The sequence below is a fragment of the Lactobacillus paragasseri genome (assembly GCF_003584685.1).
Classification (GTDB): Bacteria; Bacillota; Bacilli; order Lactobacillales; family Lactobacillaceae; genus Lactobacillus; species Lactobacillus paragasseri.
Genome location: NZ_AP018549.1, coordinates 221,420 through 240,572 on the forward strand (window position 1 = coordinate 221,420; position 19,153 = coordinate 240,572).

20 protein-coding genes, 1 tRNA gene and 2 pseudogenes are annotated in these 19,153 nt (G+C 35.5%); 9 read left to right on the plus strand and 14 right to left on the minus strand.

The window, feature by feature from the left end:
* Positions 1-6: 6 nt before the first annotated feature.
* Positions 7-1,317, minus strand: coding sequence for a C1 family peptidase (locus tag LpgJCM5343_RS00910; protein ID WP_020806594.1), 1,311 nt, complete (start codon positions 1,315-1,317; stop codon positions 7-9).
* A 161-nt stretch (positions 1,318-1,478) separates the two neighbouring features.
* Here LpgJCM5343_RS00910 and LpgJCM5343_RS00915 point away from each other — a divergent pair, with 161 nt between their 5' ends.
* The gene (locus LpgJCM5343_RS00915; RefSeq protein ID WP_101890930.1) at positions 1,479-2,099 is read left to right on the plus strand and encodes a hypothetical protein; all 621 of its coding nucleotides are present in this window, start codon (positions 1,479-1,481) and stop codon (positions 2,097-2,099) included.
* A complete protein-coding gene (gene greA, locus LpgJCM5343_RS00920; RefSeq protein ID WP_003649554.1) occupies positions 2,099-2,560 on the plus strand; it encodes a transcription elongation factor GreA in 462 nt (153 codons plus the stop codon). The genes LpgJCM5343_RS00915 and greA overlap by 1 nt, the downstream gene beginning before the upstream one ends.
* Before the next feature lie 46 nt (positions 2,561-2,606).
* Here greA and LpgJCM5343_RS00925 read toward each other — a convergent pair whose 3' ends face one another.
* Positions 2,607-3,038: an Hsp20/alpha crystallin family protein gene (locus LpgJCM5343_RS00925; RefSeq protein ID WP_003647914.1), complete on the minus strand. Its 432-nt coding sequence runs from the start codon at positions 3,036-3,038 to the stop codon at positions 2,607-2,609.
* 149 nt (positions 3,039-3,187) lie between these two features.
* A complete protein-coding gene (locus LpgJCM5343_RS00930; protein WP_101890931.1) occupies positions 3,188-4,636 on the minus strand; it encodes a 6-phospho-beta-glucosidase in 1,449 nt (482 codons plus the stop codon).
* Positions 4,637-4,834: 198 nt separating this feature from the next.
* On the opposite strand from LpgJCM5343_RS00930, the gene LpgJCM5343_RS00935 reads away from it, so the two are divergent.
* From LpgJCM5343_RS00935 to LpgJCM5343_RS00945, 3 genes are all read left to right on the plus strand, one after another.
* The gene (locus LpgJCM5343_RS00935) at positions 4,835-5,332 is read left to right on the plus strand and encodes a hypothetical protein (RefSeq protein ID WP_048687180.1); all 498 of its coding nucleotides are present in this window, start codon (positions 4,835-4,837) and stop codon (positions 5,330-5,332) included.
* 22 nt (positions 5,333-5,354) lie between these two features.
* Complete coding sequence (gene celB / locus LpgJCM5343_RS00940) at positions 5,355-6,707, plus strand: PTS cellobiose transporter subunit IIC (protein WP_020806589.1); 1,353 nt, start codon at positions 5,355-5,357, stop codon at positions 6,705-6,707.
* A gap of 75 nt (positions 6,708-6,782) precedes the next feature.
* A complete protein-coding gene (locus tag LpgJCM5343_RS00945) occupies positions 6,783-7,481 on the plus strand; it encodes a GntR family transcriptional regulator (RefSeq protein WP_077959367.1) in 699 nt (232 codons plus the stop codon).
* 43 nt (positions 7,482-7,524) lie between these two features.
* Here the strand turns inward: LpgJCM5343_RS00945 and LpgJCM5343_RS00950 are convergent.
* From LpgJCM5343_RS00950 to LpgJCM5343_RS00990, 9 genes and pseudogenes are all read right to left on the minus strand, one after another.
* Positions 7,525-7,931: pseudogene (locus tag LpgJCM5343_RS00950) on the minus strand (DUF3284 domain-containing protein).
* Positions 7,932-7,999: 68 nt separating this feature from the next.
* A pseudogene (locus LpgJCM5343_RS00955) lies at positions 8,000-9,492 on the minus strand (glycoside hydrolase family 1 protein).
* Positions 9,493-9,558: 66 nt separating this feature from the next.
* Positions 9,559-10,284, minus strand: a complete 726-nt coding sequence (locus LpgJCM5343_RS00960) for a GntR family transcriptional regulator (RefSeq protein ID WP_048687171.1) — start codon at positions 10,282-10,284, stop codon at positions 9,559-9,561.
* Positions 10,284-10,610 carry a PTS lactose/cellobiose transporter subunit IIA gene (locus LpgJCM5343_RS00965; protein WP_003647909.1) on the minus strand — a complete coding sequence of 109 codons (327 nt, stop codon included), beginning with the start codon at positions 10,608-10,610 and terminating at the stop codon, positions 10,284-10,286. The genes LpgJCM5343_RS00960 and LpgJCM5343_RS00965 overlap by 1 nt, the downstream gene beginning before the upstream one ends.
* Before the next feature lie 88 nt (positions 10,611-10,698).
* Positions 10,699-10,947, minus strand: a complete 249-nt coding sequence (locus tag LpgJCM5343_RS00970; RefSeq protein ID WP_113576181.1) for a hypothetical protein — start codon at positions 10,945-10,947, stop codon at positions 10,699-10,701.
* Positions 10,948-10,952: 5 nt separating this feature from the next.
* Positions 10,953-11,276, minus strand: a complete 324-nt coding sequence (locus LpgJCM5343_RS00975) for a PTS sugar transporter subunit IIB (protein WP_003649545.1) — start codon at positions 11,274-11,276, stop codon at positions 10,953-10,955.
* A gap of 146 nt (positions 11,277-11,422) precedes the next feature.
* Entirely contained in the window at positions 11,423-12,853 is a 1,431-nt protein-coding gene (locus LpgJCM5343_RS00980) for a PTS sugar transporter subunit IIC (RefSeq protein WP_101890933.1), read from the minus strand.
* Positions 12,853-14,232, minus strand: a complete 1,380-nt coding sequence (locus LpgJCM5343_RS00985; RefSeq protein WP_101890934.1) for a glycoside hydrolase family 1 protein — start codon at positions 14,230-14,232, stop codon at positions 12,853-12,855. The genes LpgJCM5343_RS00980 and LpgJCM5343_RS00985 overlap by 1 nt, the downstream gene beginning before the upstream one ends.
* A gap of 201 nt (positions 14,233-14,433) precedes the next feature.
* Positions 14,434-15,294, minus strand: a complete 861-nt coding sequence (locus LpgJCM5343_RS00990; protein ID WP_101890935.1) for an ROK family protein — start codon at positions 15,292-15,294, stop codon at positions 14,434-14,436.
* A gap of 145 nt (positions 15,295-15,439) precedes the next feature.
* On the opposite strand from LpgJCM5343_RS00990, the gene LpgJCM5343_RS00995 reads away from it, so the two are divergent.
* Positions 15,440-16,102, plus strand: a complete 663-nt coding sequence (locus LpgJCM5343_RS00995; protein ID WP_101890936.1) for a CPBP family intramembrane glutamic endopeptidase — start codon at positions 15,440-15,442, stop codon at positions 16,100-16,102.
* A 39-nt stretch (positions 16,103-16,141) separates the two neighbouring features.
* On the opposite strand, the gene LpgJCM5343_RS01000 is transcribed toward LpgJCM5343_RS00995, so the two are convergent.
* Positions 16,142-16,212, minus strand: a tRNA-Gly gene (locus LpgJCM5343_RS01000).
* A gap of 27 nt (positions 16,213-16,239) precedes the next feature.
* Entirely contained in the window at positions 16,240-16,851 is a 612-nt protein-coding gene (locus LpgJCM5343_RS01005; RefSeq protein WP_113576182.1) for an SOS response-associated peptidase family protein, read from the minus strand.
* 132 nt (positions 16,852-16,983) lie between these two features.
* Between LpgJCM5343_RS01005 and trpS the strand changes: the two genes are divergently transcribed.
* Genes trpS through LpgJCM5343_RS01020 form a run of 3 tightly spaced genes read left to right on the plus strand, consistent with a single transcriptional unit; the run spans position 16,984 to position 19,097 of the window.
* Entirely contained in the window at positions 16,984-18,012 is a 1,029-nt protein-coding gene (trpS, locus tag LpgJCM5343_RS01010; RefSeq protein WP_020806579.1) for a tryptophan--tRNA ligase, read from the plus strand.
* A gap of 19 nt (positions 18,013-18,031) precedes the next feature.
* Positions 18,032-18,520: a deoxycytidylate deaminase gene (locus LpgJCM5343_RS01015; protein WP_003649538.1), complete on the plus strand. Its 489-nt coding sequence runs from the start codon at positions 18,032-18,034 to the stop codon at positions 18,518-18,520.
* Positions 18,510-19,097 (plus strand): TPM domain-containing protein, encoded by a 588-nt coding sequence (locus tag LpgJCM5343_RS01020; RefSeq protein ID WP_048687157.1) that lies wholly within the window; start codon positions 18,510-18,512, stop codon positions 19,095-19,097. The genes LpgJCM5343_RS01015 and LpgJCM5343_RS01020 overlap by 11 nt, the downstream gene beginning before the upstream one ends.
* Positions 19,098-19,153: the final 56 nt, after the last annotated feature.

Sequence of the window (19,153 nt, forward strand, 5' to 3'; positions counted from 1 at the left end):
TTTTCACTAAGCAAGTGAATCCCAAGCTGGAAGTGGAGTAGGCTTGCTTTCTGCAAGTTTCTTTTGATCGTCAGTTAAGAATTCTTTTCTAACAACTACTTCATAAACAAACTCATCAAACCATTTATCACTCATTGTGAAGTAACCCTTACGGCCTGACTTTTCACTCCATGAGTTTTCAACTTTCCACTTACGGATTTCGCCTTTGTCTAAGTCGACACCAACTAAGGTCATTGCGTGACTAACTTCACCTTCGCCAGTAGCTAATCTTTCAGCCTTAGTCATGTAAGTATCAACGTCAAATAATTCGTCGGTCTTGTATAACTCAGTATCTAAGTAACCAGTCTTGCGGTCCATTTCTTTTAAGACATCATTACCAAACCAAACGCTTTCGCCATCCTTAAGTTGCTTGATTGCAGCTTCTTTTAAGTATTCGATTGGTACATTCAAGAAAGTAATTGGAAGTCCGCCATTAACGTTATCTTCGAATGGAAGTGAGTAAAGCTTGCCATATTCGTGGTCAGGTGCATTAGTCAAACAAACGTAGTCATCGAAGTTAACATCCCAATACTTGTTGAAGAATTCAACTGGAGTTAAGTTCTTATCTAAGTGCAATTTTTTATCGTCGTCGCGATACTCTAAGTCAAAGGTCTTAGGAGGCTCGCCAACAGCAATCGCAGTCATACGGTAGATTTCACTTAAGAATTCTTTGCGCTTCTTTTCAACTTCTTCAGTTTTGCCTGCTTGAACTAATTTACGTAAAACTAAGGCATCTTTTCTTTCCTTACGAGCTAAAGCATCAGCTAAGCCAGCAGTGTGATTGGTATTAAAACTTTCAGGCATTGCATTAGTTGGTACAACGCCGTATTTCTTAACTAGTGAAGCAGCCATTGCCCATTGACCACCATCTGAACCGGCAAAATTCATATATGCTTTAACAGTACGATCATCTAATGGCTTATCAGCAGAATCAATGATTGCGTCGTAGAAGATATTTGCACGTTCAATTTTATCCCAGAAGAAGTTATATGCTTGAGATAAAGTGAAGTTCTTAGCCTTATACTTTTTACCAAAGTCATGACGTAAGGTGTTTAAAGTAGCAAATAACCAGCAACGTCCTGATTGCATTTGGTTAGTAACATTATCAGTTTCCACTTCAACAGAGAAAACATCATTTAAGCGGTTAGTAACTGTTGGGTTAAATGAGGCTTCTAGAACACCGGAACGCATTGCTGCGCGAGAAACAACTTCATTGCGTGAATTATCAAAGTCATTACGGAATTGATCAATTTCTTGTAGGGTTAATTCGTGAGACATAAATTACACTCCTTTAATTTTTTTATAATATTTTTCATTATATTTACTATACAGCAAATAATGATTTAATACACTAATTTTATGAATGAAAGTAACTTTCATAAGTATTTCAATAGACGTTATGAAGTATAATGTTTATAACAATATCGGAGGAAATGAATATGAAAAAGAACATTTTTGTATCAGGAATAACTTTAATGACAATGCTTCTTGCTGTAGGTTGCAGCAATAGTGCCAATCAATCTAGTACTAATAACGAAGCAAAAAGCAGTAAGACAAGTCACAAGAAGAGTCATAAGGCTAAGAAACACACTACTAAGAAAGATAAGACTGATGTAGATACTGATGATTCAGAAACTACTAACTCTGATAAGAAGAGCGATAAGAGTAGTGAAAGTTCAAGTAATACTACCAGCAAAAAGACTAATAAGAACAAATCAACTGACTCTAACAATTCTTCTGATTCAACTGGATCAACTAATTCGAACAATGCATCAAATTCAGCTGCATCTAACACCCAAACTAATGGTAATAGTCAAAATGCATCATCATCTCATAATGCTTCAGATGCTATGTTTAACAAGATGGTTTCTGACACAATTAAAGAGCATGGTTATTCAAGTAATTATGGTCCAGACAACTTTACCTTAATTGATGGTGGCAATGGTCAATACTCTTTAGCTGAAAAGTCAACTGGAACAATTGTTGGTCATTATTCAGTCAAGAATGGTGAACTTTACAAGCAAGACATTCTTACTGGAAACGATGTTAAGGTTAAATAATGGTTTACTATCAAAAAATGACGCCAGAAGGCTATCAAGAAATTAAAGACGAGATAGCCCGTTTAAAAAAAGATCGACCACGTAGAATTAAAATTTTGCAAGAAGCTCGTAGTATGGGAGACTTGTCAGAAAATTCAGAATATACGACTGCTAAGATGGAATTAGGGCATTTGCAGAGTCGACTGCGTTATCTAGATAAACAATTAAGATATTCAGAAATTATTCAAAAAGATAAAAGTGGCACAATTGATTTAGGTTCAAATGTAAAACTGCTTTTTGAAGGTGATGATGATGCGGAAGAATACCGGATTGTTGGTAGAATGGAAGCAGACCTGACTAAAGGAAAAATATCTTTTGATTCTCCTTTAGGACAGGCCTTAATGAAGCAAAAAGCTGGTGCAACAGTAACTGTTGAAGCACCAGCTGGAAGTTATGATGTAAAAATTATTGCAGTAAATTAAAAAGCACCTCGCTTTGCGGGATGCCTTTTTTTGTAAGCAATCAAATTTATTCAATTGTGATTGTGTTTTCTTTGTCTTCTTCAGTTAATTTTGGCAAGGTAATGGTTAAAACGCCGTCGATGTCCTTAGCAGAAATTTCTTTAGAATCAACATCAGGAATACGATAGCTTCTTTGAATGTGACCAACGCTTCTTTCACGGTGAATAAGGTTGCCATTCTTGTCATCTAAGTTGTCAAATGAGTCACGGCTACCTGAAACATTCAAGATGCCATCTTTATAAGAAACTTTAATGTCTTTCTTATCCATTCCTGGCATGTCGACTTTAACGATATAGTCCTTGTCTGTTTCAGCTACATCAGATTGCATAATGTTCTTAATTGAACTATCGTCAAAAAAGTCTTTTGGAAAACTAAACCAATCGCTTAATTGATCCATCATATTATCATTGTTACGATTCTTCATCATTTCGTTTGCCATAATAAAACTTCCTTCCATTACGCTCTCTACACTTTCTATTGTAGTAGGTCAGAATAGAATGTAAAATATTTAGCACTCTAATTGACAAAGTGCTAATTTTAGCACAAAAAAATAGGATTTAGAGTAATTCTAGATCCTATTTTTCATGATTAGTCTAAGTCTTTGCCGTTAGATTCAATAACTTTCTTGTACCAGTCAAAGGAATCTTTCTTTGAACGCTCAAGTGTTCCTTCACCCTTGTCATTTTTATCAACGTAAATAAAGCCATAACGCTTGTCCATTTGACCAGTTCCAGCTGATACTAAGTCAATGCATCCCCAAGGAAGATAACCCATCAAGTCAACACCATCTAAAACGACAGCCTTTTCCATTTGTTCAATGTGCTTTCTTAAGTAATCGATTCTATATGGGTCATGAACTGAGCCATCAGCTTCGCGTTTGTCGTAAGCACCAAGACCATTTTCAACAATAAAGAGTGGCTTGTGGTAGCGGTCAGTTAAGTGGTTAAGAGAAATTCTTAAACCTTCTGGATCGATTTCCCAACCCCAGTCACTACGTTGCAATGTAGGATTTTCAACAATTGCTTCTTGTAAGTCAGTTAACTCATCAGGTTTAACTTTCTTACTTGAGACAGTAGTTGATTGGTAGTATGAAAAGCCAACGTAATCAACAGTACCTTCCTTTAAGGCAATCTTATCTTCTTCAGTAATATCTGGACGGTAGCCATTTCTTTCAATGTAGTCTTCAACTGCGTTTGGATATTCACCATTAACGTGAACGTCAGAGAAGAAGTCACGTCTTTGTTCAAACTTATCAGCAAGTAAGACATCGTCTGAAGATGGAGTTAAAGGCCGAACAGGTGAGTAATTAATCATACAGCCAATTTGGAAGTCTGGATTAATCTTGTGTCCTTCTTTAACTGCTAAAGCAGAAGCAACTAATTCATAGTGAGCTGCTTGATACATTGCTGCTTCTTTTTCTTTATCGCCCATGCCATTCTTGAATAAAATTCCGGAGTTAGTAGCCATCAAGAAGTCATTGTTAAAACTAGATTGGTTATCAATTTCGTTAAAGGTCATCCAGTACTTAACCTTGTTCTTGTAACGCTTGAAGCATACGCGAGCAAAGCGAACAAAGTAGTCAATTAATTTACGGTTAGTGAAGCCGCCATATTCTTTAACTAAGTGATAAGGAATTTCAAAGTGAGAAAGAGTAATTACTGGTTCAATTCCATATTTGTGACATTCGTCAAATAAGTCATCATAGAACTTAAGACCTGCTTCATTAGGTTCTTTTTCGTCGCCCTTAGGAAAAATTCTAGTCCAAGCAATTGAAGTACGAAAAGCTTTAAACCCCATTTCAGCCATTAATTTGATATCGCCCTTGTAATGGTGGTAAAAATCAATAGCATCATGGTTAGGGTAGTTCTTACCAGGGATGACGCCATTTGTGATTTCACGTGGTTTAGTTGCGGATCCTACAGTCATTACATCGGCAACTGACATTCCTTTTCCGTCTTCATTCCATGCACCTTCAAGTTGGTGGGCAGCAACAGCGCCGCCCCATAAAAAGCCTTTTGGCATAGTGTATCCAGTCATATTCAATACATCCTTTCTAAAGTAAGCGTTTTCGAAGTTCATTCTACAAATTAAAAACTCGCTTGTAAAGTTAAAAAGTATAGAATTTTATTTTTCATAAGAAAACAGTCTTCATTGTTGCAACCGTTTTCAATTAGTAGTATTATACAGGTGTTGTCTGAATTGTTCGGGAACAATATTGAAAGGGCAGATACAATAATGACTAAAAAAGATCAGAGTTTAGAACAAAAGAAACATGACATGAGTGTAAGATCTATAAATTTTAGCCGCTATTTAATGATTCGTTATTTTTCTGCGGCGTTCTTATTCACTAATCTATTTTGGTTAGTTTTTGCAATTTGCTACAAAGATATTGTTGCTTCGATAATTTCGGGATTATTGTTTGTTTTATTATTAGTAGCTTCAGTTGAGCAAGTAAGTAAATGGAATGTGAGAAATACTGATTTGAAATTTACGAAACTTTATTATCAACTGCAGCTAGGTGCAAATGTAATCTTTGCTATAGGTTGCTATTTACCATTTGGAAAGCTTCTATTTCCTTTTATGACTACAAATGATGTCGCAAATGTAATTGTTACGATTTTAGTAATTGGAATGCTAGGTTCCATTTTGATCTTAAGAAGAATTAGTAACATTCAAAATGGTCGCGACAAATATGCACGAGCAATTAAGACATTTGAAAGTAATAGACAGTAGGACAAATTGAGGGGGATGTACTATGTCTGACACTGCGCAACCATCATTTAAAGATAAAATGATGAAGATACTAGGCAAGTTCTCAGGTTCACGTTTTGTACGTGCAATTATGGGTGCTGGTTATTCGATTATTGCCTTTTCTATCATTGGATCAATGTTTTTGGTCTTAACAGTTTTAACGCAAGTTATTACTGCTAAAGGATTTGTAGATTTTTACAATAATACATTTGGACGTTTTAACAATATTTATACTGTTATTTACAACGCCACGATGGGTATTATCGCAATTTACTTTGCTGGATCATTTGCTTATAACTATGCAGATATTTATCGTAAAGAAGAAAACTTATTGCTTGATCCATTGAACGCAGTTTTCTTAACTTTAATGGGTTTATTCATTACCGTTCCACAATTAGTATGGAAGGGCGGTAACACTGTCTTTGTTAACATTTTGAAGAAAGATAATGTTATTGCTGGTGGTTATGGCGTTTCTGGTTCTGGTTTAACTAGAATTGGTGCTACAGGTATCTTTACTGGTTTAATCGTTGCCTGGTTAACTGTTCAAATTTATCGTTTCTGTATTAAACACAATTGGCGAATTAAAATGCCCGCATCTGTTCCATCAGGTGTTGCTAACTCATTTACTGCTTTGATTCCTGGTTTTGTGATTGCGATTGTCATTGCTTTAATTGACGTTATCTTAATTGTTCTTGGTACAGATATTTTCCAATTATTGTTTATTCCATTCTCATTTGTTTCAAACATTGCTAATACCTGGTGGGGAGTTTTGATTATCTTCTTCCTGATTCACTTCTTATGGTGGTTTGGTATTCACGGTGCGACTATTATTTCAAGTTTCTACCAAGCAATTGTTTTATCAAACATGGCTGCTAATGCTTCTGGTGCTCACTATGTCTTTGCTGGTGAATTCTCAAACGCATTCGTAATCATGGGTGGTTCTGGTGCTACTTTAGGTATGGCACTCTGGATGGCTTTTGCTTCTAGATCTAAACAATTACGAGAACTTGGTAAACTTGAAGCTGTTCCTGCTGTATTTAACATTAACGAACCTTTACTATTTGGTTTGCCAATTGTTTATAACGTACGTTTATTTGTTCCATTCTTACTAGCACCTATGACTTGTTCAATGGTTGCTTATGCAGCTATTGCAACTCACTTAGTACCTAAGATTATTGTTCAACAACCATGGCCAATTCCTGTAGGTCTTGGTGGTATGATGGCCACTGCTAGTTGGCAAGGTGCTGTTTTAGCTTTAGTCAATGCTGTAGTTGCATTCTTAATTTGGTACCCATTCATTAAGCATTACGACAATGAATTGCTTAAGAAAGAGCAAGCTGGTGCTGAGAAAGCTTAATTATAAAATATAGACTTTGAAAATTCTCATAGTTAGAATATAACTATGAGAATTTTTCATTTAGGGATGTAAATAATGAAGAAATATGAATTAGTTGCGGATAAAATAAAAAATTATATTAATAAAGAGCAACTTCATCATGGTGATAAATTGCCAACTATAACTGACTTAATGAAGAAATATCAAGTCGGAAAGTCAACTATTTTGCAGGCAATTACTTTACTTACACAGCGAGGGATTGTCTATAAGGTGCAAGGGTCGGGCGTCTTTGTTAGGCCTACCGGGCAAGATGGTTATATGTCTCTAACAGACAATGCTGGTTTTGCCCATGTATTAAAAAAGCCGACTACGGAAGTAATCGAGTTTTCGGAGAAGAAGGCACCTAAACCAATCAGTGAACATCTTCATTCTGATGAAGAATGCTACTTTATTAAAAGATTGCGCAAGCAAGATGGTAAGCCCTTTGTCTTAGAAGAGTCATATTATCGTAAAAGTATAGTTCCCTTCATGAGTAAAGAAATCGCAGAAGGCTCGATTTTTGATTACATCCGAGAAGGACTAAAGAAAGAAATTCGGTTTTCTGATAAGTATATGCGTGTTAGAAAATTAACTGCTGATGAGGCAAAATACCTTGAATTAAAAGAAGGAGATCCTTGTTTAGAAGTCTATGATACCTTCTATCTAGCCAATGGAACTGCTTTTGATAGTTCTAAATTAGTTTATAATTACAAAAACTCTAAATTTTACGATCAAAGTTCTGATGATATTATTTAACAAAAATAGCCCTAATCTCGAAATATTGAGACTAGGGCTATTGTTATTTGGCGTAAGCTAACACATTATTCTTCATTTGTTTTAGTTGTTTTTTAGCACCTTGTTTTAACTGCCAGTTGTAAAACCAGGTACCAAGATTAGAATGTTTCTTTTCATCAAAACTAAGAACGTCTTCTTTAAAAGTGATCTGACAGCCACGTTCATTGTCTTCTAAGTAATAAGCAATTTTAACATCTAGCTTAGCAGATTTAAAAACCGAAACATATTTTTTGCCAAATTCGTACTCAGTAATTTCAGCTTTTACATTTTTTTCTAATAGGTAGTTCCTGCGACAATTTTTACTGGTAAGTCATTGCCTCGTGCTTTTTTAATTGCTTGTGTGAGCTGCATATTAAGGTAATTAAAGAAATCTTTTGCTTTAAACTTTGCTTGGTCTGTAATTGTAATCATTTTGCGTCTTTCTAATATTAATTTGTCAAAAAAATAGAGCCTAGAAAATGCTAGGTTCTATTTTGCCTTTAGTCTAAATCTTCACCTGTGATGCAATAACCTTTTTGTACCAGTTAAAGGAATCTTTAGGATACCTCTTTAATGAGCCGTTACCCATGTCATCGCGGTCTACATAAACAAAACCATAGCGCTTCTTCATTTCGCCAGTTCCGTTTGAAACTAGGTCAATTGCTGACCACATTGTGTAGCCCATTAATGGAATACCGTCTTCATTAACTGCTTCTTCCATAGATTTAATTTGGGCACGAAGATAGTTAATGCGGTAATCATCATGAACCTTATGATCTTCAGTTAATTCATCTCCCCAGCCAAGACCATTTTCAACAATAAACAGTGGCTTGTGGTATCTATCCCAGAGATCATTTAAGGCAATTCTTAAAACATCAGGGTCTGTTGCCCATCCCCAAGCATTATAGCCAAGATATGGGTTCTTAACGCCACCTGCTGACATATTACCGTTTGCTTTAGCATCAGCTTCATGAGTAGTGAGGACATTAGATGTGTAGCAAGAGAAACTTAAAAAGTCAGCGGGATATTCTTTGATTAATTCATAATCTTCTGGGCGGTCATCTAGCTTAATTCCATCTCGTTCATACTCCTTAAGGCGGTATTCAGGGTAGTGGCCACCAGTTTGAACATCCGAATAGAAAAGCATCTCTTGCTTAGCTTTCATGACTAAAAGCTGATCTGCTGGATCTGATGTATATGGATAGTAAGCAGAGTAGGCAAGCATTTGACCAACTTGGTTATTTTTATCAATTTCATGAGCTAACTTAACGACTTTGCTGCTGGCTACAAATTGATTATGAGCTCCTTGAGCACGATTTTGCTTGCTTCCATCAATTAGACCTCCACCCATATAAGGAGCCATATCCATCGCATTAATTTCGTTAAAAGTAAGCCAGTACTTAACTTTACCCTTGTAGTGGTTCATAACGATGTCTGCATAGTGAACGAAGATATCGATCATTTTTCTGTCTTTCCAGCCGCCAAAGCGATTGATCAGAGATAGGGGAGTTTCATAGTGTGAAAGGGTAACAAGTGGCTCAATTCCGTACTTAGCACATTCATCAAAGACCTTGTCATAGAAAGCTAAACCTTCTTCATTTGGTTCTTGATCGTCTCCATTTGGTAAAATACGTGACCAATTCAGGGATAAACGGAACATATTAAAGCCCATTTCAGCCATATATTTAATATCTTCTTTATAGTGGTGGTAGAAATCGGTTCCTTCATGGCTAGGATAGTAATAGTTATCTAAAAGTGCAGGCTTTGCACCATCAGGTAATTTAAATTCTTTTCCCCACGTCATTGGAGTAACACCAGTTTTGCCATCGTTTGTTTTCCAAGTTACTTTTCTTGGCTCAGTAGCAGAACCATTAGTCAAAACATCAATAGCGTTTAATCCTTTGCCACCTTCGTTATAACCACCTTCATATTGGTTAGCAGCACTAGCACCGCCCCAATAAAAATCTTTCGGCATTGAGTAGGTTTTAGTCATTATTTTTCCCTTCTTTATTTGTTTAAATTTATAAAAAAAGTTCTAGACTTGCTCTAGAACTTTTACTTAAAAGCTGTTTGTCTCTAAAACGACATAATTTCGTTCATCGTAACGATTACGACTGGTTGAATATTCAACTGGTTGACCATTATTTAACCATACGATTTGCTCAAGCTCTAAAATTGGGTCATCTTTTTTAGCTTTAAGATATTTTTGATCCCAATCGTCTGCTTTAGCAGCCTTGATTTTACGATATGCGACGCCAAACTTAAGTTTTAAGTCATGATGAAGATAATTATAAATAGAATTATGCAAGATATCCTCAGTTAAGTTGGGAACTAAGTGAACTGGCATAAAAGTATGTTCAAGAATCAATGGCTTTCCTTCAAGTCTTCTTAAGCGACGGATATTATAAACTGGGTCGCTAGACTTTAATTTTAGGTAATGTTGAATATCTTCACTAGGAAACTCAACGTTAAACTCAATAATATCGCTAGTAACCTCATCTGATCCAAGTAGATTGGCTAAGCCACTAAAGGCATTTGCTGGTGAATCAAATTTATCCTGGATTGGAACCGGACCTAAGACAAAAGTTCCTAAACCAGATTCTTTATATACAAGACCTTTTCTTTGTAATCCATCTAAGGCTTTTTTGACAGTTAACCGGCTTACTTGTAATTCGTCTGCAAGTGTTTTTTGGTCAGGAAGGGGAGCTTGAGTTTTGTAAACTCCATCTTCAATTCTTTTTTGTAGAATTCGAGCAACTTTTAAGTATTTTGCTTCCGTAGTCATTATTTTTCAGCCATTTTTTTGTAAACAGCTACTACTTCTTTAGCTAAATCAATAAAGGTAATAGCTGTCATTAAGTGATCTTGAGCGTGAACCATGTAAAGGTCAACTTTTACGTGGTTACCTTGTGCTTCTTGAGTTAACATATCAGTTTGAACATTATGAGCATTTACTAAGCCTTCATTTGCTTGCTTAATAAATTCATCAGCCTTGTCAAAGTCGCCCTTCTTAGCAGCTTGGATTGCTTGCATAGCAGCAGCTTTTGCATTACCTGCTTGCATAATAATTCCCATTACAACTTGCATGTTATCGCTATTTTCTTGTGCCATGATTTAATTCTCCTAGATAGTATTTTCAAAATAAAAGATGCTCCTGACAATATTTTATTTTACTATGTCAGCGAGCATCTCCCATAAATTATTTCTGTTTTAATTTTTGAATTCCTTGATCAACTGCTGCATCACAGTCAATTGGTAGTTGCAGCATCAATTTTCCATCTAATTCAAGTCCCTTAGGAATCTGAATAATACCTGGAAAATGATAGCCGTGGTGAGCTTTAGTTTCATCGTCTATATAGATAGAAACTTGTCCATCTGCATTAACGCCAATTTTGAAGTGATGACCATCACGATCAAATTCATTAACAATTTTTACTTCGTCATTCATTTTGACTATTTGTCGCCCATTAATTCTTGAGCAGTTTCAAGAACATGTTCACCATTCATCATGCCATAGTCTTGCATGTTGATGACTGTTAATGGGATGCCTGCTGCATCAGTAATCTTCTTAACACTGTCTTCCATGTATTGAACTTGAGGTCCAAGCATTAATACATCTGGGTGTTCCTTGTCAATTTCATCTTGAATGCCTGATGCTGCAGTAGCAAAGATCTTATAGTCCTTGCCTTTTTCTTTAGCTGCGTTTTGCATCTTTGATACTAATAATGAAGTTGACATTCCTGCTGAACAAGCAAGCATAATAGTTTTGTCTGCCATAATAATTATCTCCTTTGTGAATATAATTAAGTGTTTTTCAGTGTCTGAGTGTTGATCTATAAATTAAATGTATGCACTTTCATCATTGAAAGCATTTACATTATAGCACTTTTTTAATGATAAGTGTCAATTAATAACTGAAAAAATTATTTACCTTCAGCCTCGTCTTTCTTGAGAGCGGCAGCTTCACGTTTAACAAGAATGTTGTCGTATTTCTTAGCAAATGGCCAGTAGATTAAGGTTGAAATTACTAAGGTACATGCTTGCCAAATTGCCATCTTCCAGCCGCCAATTAGGAAACCAGAAATAACTGCTGGCATCGTCCATGGACAGGCAAAACCATTTAGAGGAGGAACAATACCAGTTTTAATTACGAAGTAGGTTGAAATAGCAACTACAACTGGAGTTAAGAAGAATGGTATTGCAAGGAATGGGTTCATAACAATTGGTAAACCAAATAGGAATGGCTCATTAATGTTAAAGATACCAGGAACTAATTCAACTTTACCAATTGAACGTAATTGTGCTGACTTAGCTGCAATTAAGATAAAGATAATTAAACCAATAGTAATACCTGAACCAGTTAAGTTAATGAAGTTGTTGTAGAATTCGTTAGTAACAACGTGAGCACCATTAGCAATGGTTAACTTGCCAGCCTTGTATAATTGAGCGTTGTCAAATGAGTTTGCTTGAAGCATAGGACCAGCAAGAGAACCGACGATTAAACCACCGTGGACACCGAAGAACCAGAAGAATGGTACTAAGAATCCAATGGCAATTGCGCCACCAAGTGAGTCAGAGATACCTTGAAGTGGAATTTGAAGAGTTTGGTAGGTCCATTGTAAGAAGTCTGAACCAGTAGTTAACTTGAAGCCTGCGTAAATAAGCATAGTACCAATTAAGATAATTCCTGATGGAATCATAGCAGTAAATTGGTTAGAAACAGCTGCTGGAACTTGTTCAGGCAACTTAATAGTCCAGCCTTTTTTCATAATAGCTGAGTAAATCCAGCCGACTAATAAACCAACAATAATTGCGGCGATCATACCGTCTCCGCCAAGCCAGGTAATGTTAAATACACCGGTAACTGGAGATTCTAAAAATGTTTGTAAAGCATGTGGTAACTTGTCGATATTTTCGGTTACGGCTTTAGCAGTCATTTGACCGTCAATACCTTTAGCCATAGCATTCTTTAATGGACTGTCAATAGTTAAAGTTTGAAGCATTAAGAATGCGGCTAAAGAAGTAAGACCGGGAGCTAATGGCTCGTAGCCTTCATTTTTAACATAAATATAAGCTATACCAACTGATGCCCACATAGCCATAATACTAAAAGTAGTAGTGTAGGCTTGGTTAAAGAAAGCTCCCCAACCAGAAGCATTAATGGCATCAGCTACTGATTTGATCGGAATATTTCCTAGAATAAGGAAGATAGAACCGATTAAGATAAATGGCAAGGTGTAAATCATACCATTTTGCAAGGCCTGAATAGCCTTGGTGTTAACAAATTTCATTACTGGGGGCAAGATGTGTTTATTAACGAAAACACTAACGCCCGATTTTTTCTGTTCACTCATTATATTTCGTCTCCATTATCTTTTAATACTTTTTGGAACCAATAAAATGATTTCTTAGGAACACGTTTTAAATCTTTCAAATCATGGTTTGACCGGTTAACATAGACAGCGCCATAACGCTTTTCCATATCGGCATGTGAACTTGGAATATCAATTAATCCCCAGCCTAGGTAGCCAAGAACTTTGGCACCATCTAAGAACATTGCATCTTTCATTGCTTTGATATGTTCTTCATGGTAAGCAATTCTCTCATCGTCTTCGATCATATGCTCGCCATCCCAAGTTTCTTTTAAGCCAATTCCGTTTTCAATTGGGAAGACTGGGATCTTGTAATGGTTGTACATTGTCGTAATGGCGTTTCTAAAACCAAGTGGATCAATCGTCCAGCCCCAATCATTAGTCTTGAGATATTTATTTTCAACACCGCCATAATTCATGTAACGGTTAGGTGCTGCATCTTTTGGAATTTTATCGGCTGAGAGAGTCCAAGAAGAGTAATAGCTGAAAGCTAGAAAGTCAGCTTTTGCTTTTTTCATTTCTTCTTTGTCTTCCTCAGTAATATCCCAGTTAATATGATGATCTTTTGCATACTGCATAACTTCTGGCGAGTAACCACGTCCAGTATCTGCATCATAAATATTAAAGTTCAAAAATTCTTGAACTTGCTTAGCAGCCCAAACGTCAGTAGCCTTTGAAGTTTCTGGATAAATTTGTTGGTAGGCTAGCATGCCGCCAATTTTTACATCATCATATTTTTCATGAATATAATTAGCTAAACGAATGTGGCTAATCATTGTATGGTGAAAGATTGTGTACATGTCGTCTAAGGTTTTGTCGCCTTTTTCATAGCCAGAAATATTAAATACTTCGTCTTGGAAGTAGAGATTATGTTCATTAAAGACAATCCAGTATTTAACACGGTCTGAAAAATGATCAATCATCTTTTTACCAAATCTAACAAAGGCATCAACAACATGTCTTGACATAAAGCCGTTATAATTTTGGGCTAAATGTAGTGGCATGTCGAAGTGATAAAGACAAATCATTGGTTCAATACCACGTTTAAGCATGGCATTAATCAATCTGTCGTAAAAATCGATTCCTTTAGGATTAAATTCTCCATCTCCTTCAGGACAAACTCTTGACCAGGAAATTTGAATACGATACATATTCATATTCATTTCTTTCATCAGGTCTAAATCTTCATCATAACGGTGGTACTCATCAATTGCGGTGTGCCAATCTGTGGTGTTTTCTGTAGCAGGTCGTACATCGTAAACTGATAAGCCTTTACCATCCTCATTCCAGGCACCTTCAGTTTGCATACTTGAAACTGAATTACCCCAGAAGAAGTCTTCAGGCGTTTTCTGCTTATTCATAACATTCCCTCTTTGCAATCGCTTACATATTTTACGTGTATAAATATAAACTTATTTCTAATAAAAGTAAAGCATTTTTATATAAAAATATATATTTTTATAAAATTGAATAACAAAAAAGGACCGAGATAGTATTCTCAGTCCTTTTTGTGATGCTTTCAAACACATTTATTTAATAATAAAAAAGTGTCTATATAAAATTTAATGCTCTTTTTCAAAATCTGCAACAGCTCCACGCAAATTTGCTTCATTTTTTAAGGTACAGATGTCTAAAATTGGCTTAACAGTCGCAATATTTAATTTATTTCTTATTTTTGAAATTTCATCATTAAGAAGAGGTATTAATTCTTGGTTTTGAGAAATTCCGCCACCGATGATGATTTTTTCTGGATCAAAGCTATGTTGAATATTATAAATAGCAGTAGCTAAAGCATGAATCAGCTTGCCACGTTCTTCCTGTGCAACCAAATCATCAGTGTCAGCAAGTTCAAATACTGTCTTTCCATCAAAATCTTTACCAGTTTTTTCATTATAGCGTTTAGCCATTGAAACCGGAGAAGCCAAGGCACTAAGTTGCTGACCATCAATAATCATAAAGCCAAACTCACCGCCATATAGATGAGCACCATGCCAAATTTGATTATTAATGATAATACTACCCCCAACGCCAGTTCCAATTACTAAAAATGCCATACTGCTGCAATCTTTAGCTGACCCGGCAACTAATTCAGCTAAAGCTGCACAATTTGCATCATTTTCAATACTTACTGGCAAGCCAAAGCGTTTTTCTAACTCAGGTACAATTTTGAAATTGTGAATATAAGGTAGGGCACTAGCACCTTCGATTACCCCAGTCTTTTTATTAACAGAACCAGGTGAAGAAATAGCTACACCATCAATTTTATTACTAGCTTTGATTTCGTTTACAGCATCAGTTAATTCTTCATAGAAAGTATCTAAATTATTAGGTGTATCAATCGTAAAGACCATTTTTAGTTTTTGGTTTATCCAAGTAGCGATCTTGATTGTTGTACCGCCAATATCAATTGCAATTAAGTTCATAATAAATATGTCCTCTCTTATTTATGTTGCTTTTATGCTAATTATATATGAAAGCGATGTTAATAAGTATATATTTTTCATGAACTATAAATAACGTTATCTGCTTTGCTATAATGAATACAGTTGATATAAAGGGGAAGAAACCATGAATACGCCATCATCAAGACAAGGAAATTTAACTAGGTATGCTGTTTATTTAGTTCTTTATTTGATAGTAGTTGGAGTAAAGAAATTAACATTATTAAATGATCAAGTAAATAAGATTGGATATTTTTTCTTTTTAATTTTTTCGCTGTTTGCCTTATATTTCTACATTAGGCAATTTAATCGCGAGCAACGGTTCTTTGAAAAAAAGCCAAGTATGCCTCTTTTAGCAGATTACGGATTTATTGTGGGAGTTTCGATCTTAGTGATTCTAGGAAGAATTTTTATTTCATATCTACAGGCTAAAGGAACGGTTCCGTTGATGAATTTTCAAGTAATTTATCAAAAGGGTGAGTGCAATCTCTTATTTTGGTTTTTCATTTTTTCAATCGGAATATTGATACCAGCGATGCAAGTGTATTTAACTACCGGCTTTTTCTTTAATTATGGTTTTAGAGCACAAAATATGACTAGCGGAATAGTTGGGATCATTTGTTCAGGTTTTTTCTTCGGAATTCTCAATTTTCAAACTTCATTTGCCTTGTTTATTATTAACAGTCTTTATGGGATGCTTCTTGCTTGGTCGTACCTATATTCACAGCGAATAATGATGCCAATTTATCTAGCAATTTTAAATGGAATTTTTATGGTTATCTTGGCATAACAAAAAGGAGGAACAAAAAGTTCCTCCTTTTTTAATATAAGCGGATAGCGTGAATCGAACCCGCATCTTCAGCTTGGGAAGCTGACATTTTACCATTAAACTATACCCGCGTAAGCAAAATGATTATATCATTTTTGTTAACGATGTGGCAACTGATGTCGAGCCAAATTATATTCTGAACGGTTAAGTAGAGAAGTGAAGTTTTGAAAGAGCCAGCGACGTAATTCGGATGGCTTTAAGACTAATGGCATGCGTTCATGAACAGGAAGAACGGTACTGTTAGCAGCAGTTGTTACCATTGAAAAATCGTCGCCTTGATAAATGCCAGCGATTAAAGTCATTGGTTCTTCTTTAGCAGTAAAAGAAGAGTGTTCATGGTAGGTCTTATTATTTGAAGCAAGGTAAGTTTGTTTACTGCTTTCCCAAAATTCATTGGCTAAGATAATGCAGCGCTGCCGAGCAAATGAGTTGTCCCACATTGATGGTTTTTCTTCATAAAAACGTTCTATGCGAGCGTTGTAAAGAACACGATTCTTTTGAAAAGGGCTCGGATAGCCCCATTTCTTTTCAACGAGTTTTAATTCGTTGTTGCTGTAAAGCATTACTAAGGATGAAGATTTAGGATAGATTTGCGTGACAGCAGAAAATTTTTCTTCAATGTTTTTAGGTACAATCAGTGGTAATTTTAAATCAGTTGTCAAGTAAGTCTTAATTTCTTTAAGAGAGGGCATTGCATAGTGGCTACACATGATTTTTCATTCTTTCTAGTTTGATTAGTTCTTTCAATTTAATTCTAGCAATTTTTGAGTAAGTTTAAACGAATAAGGTTTTTTGCTAGAATTGGAGGTAAAGCTAAAGATTAACAAATATTGGAGAAAATTATGACGAAAGAAATTTTATTAACTGGAGATAGACCAACTGGTAAGCTTCACATTGGTCACTATATTGGGTCCTTAAAAAATCGTGTTAAGTTACAAAATGAAGGTAAATATGAGCCTTATATTATGATTGCGGATACGCAAGCCTTAACTGATAACGCAAGAGATCCTGAAAAAATTAAAAATAGTTTGATTCAAGTAGCTTTAGACTACTTAGCTGTTGGTTTAGATCCTGAAAAGTCTACTATTTATGTTCAATCGCAAATTCCCGCTTTGTTTGAGTTAACTGCATATTACATGGATTTAGTAACAGTTGCACGTCTAGAAAGAAATCCAACTGTTAAAACTGAAATTAAGCAAAAGAACTTCAAGGATTCAATTCCCGTAGGATTTTTAAACTATCCGGTTTCTCAAGCAGCAGATATTACTGCTTTTAAGGCAACAGTGGTCCCAGTTGGGGATGATCAAGAACCAATGCTTGAACAAACTCGTGAAATAGTACGTACTTTTAATCGGGTTTATAACACTGATATCTTAGTTGAGCCAAAGGGCTACTTCCCACCAAAGGGTCAAGGAAGACTTCCAGGATTAGATGGAAATGCCAAAATGTCTAAATCATTAGGAAATGCAATCTATTTATCTGATGATGCAAAGACTGTTCAAAAGAAAGTAATGTCCATGTACACTGATCCAAACCACATCCACGTGGAAGATCCAGGACAAGTTGAAGGAAATACTGTCTTTACTTATCTTGATGTGTTTGCACCAGACAAGGATAAAGTGGCTGAACTTAAAGAACAATACCAAAAAGGTGGCCTGGGCGACGTTAAAATTAAGCGCTACTTAAATAAGGTTCTCGAAGAAGAGCTTGGACCAATCAGAGAACGTCGTGAAAAGTTTGCTCAAAATCCAGACGCTGTTTATGAAATGCTACTAGAAGGATCAAAGAAGGCAAATAAAGTTGCTAACCAAACTTTAAAAGAAGTTAGAGAAGCAATTGGTTTAAATTATTTTGACAGATTAAATAAATAATTTAAAGAGGGTAAGAACAATGACAAGAGACAGGATTCCGTGGAAGCAATATTTTATGATGCAGGCTTTAGTTATTGCACAACGTTCTACCTGTGATCGTGCCTTAGTTGGAAGTGTATTAGTTAAAGATGACCGGATGATTGCGACCGGATATAATGGTAGTGTTTCGGGACAGCCTCATTGTGATGATGTTGGTCATTTGATGGTGGATGGACACTGCGTAAGAACGATTCACTCTGAAATGAATGCCTTAATTCAATGTGCAAAAAATGGTATTTCCACTGAAGGTACTGAAATTTACGTTACTTATTTTCCTTGCTTTAATTGTAGCAAGTGCTTAGTGCAAGCTGGCATTAAGAAAATTAACTATTATTATGATTATCATGATAATCCTTTAGCCTTAAAACTATTGCGTGAAAAAGGTGTTGCAATTGAACAAGTAACACTTGATCATAAATACGTTCAAAGCTTAGCAGACAGGCTAGAGAAGGCTGACAATGAAAAATAAAATTATTGGTTTGGTGTCACTGCTTATTTGTTTATTAACGTTGACTGCTAGCACCAAGTCTTTTGTTAGTGATCCGCAAGGATTATTTGATAATCAGACAAAAGAACTTGTTAATCAGAAAAATGAGAGTTATCAAAAGACTAAAACTAAACCTGAAATTCGCCTTTTAAGCTTAAAAGACAGCAATGATTTAAATCGAATTCAGCCACTAAAGAATCAGATAATTATTGCTGTTGCTCTTCAAAACAAAAAGAAAAATGTTCAAATTATTGTCGGTAAGAATTATCAAGATCCTTTAACTCAAAGTAAATGTGGCAATATTGTTCGTTATGCGGGGAATAAATTAAGAAGTGAAAAGGCAGCAACTTTTAATTCCGGAATTCGATTAGTGTTTAATGCTTGCGCTACTTTGGTTGCCCAAAAAGATAAGCTGTCTTATGATAAAAATTCGCTAACACAAGATGAACTGCAAAAAATAGATCATCCACAGAGTGTAAACTTGGTTTGGGGATTAGTAATTGCAGCTTTAATCAGTTTCGGACTAGTTCTATTTAAGAGTTTTCGAAAAAAGAAGTAGGGACTTGACTAATTCTTAGTTAGCCGTTAAAGTATCAATAGAAATTAAATATTAGA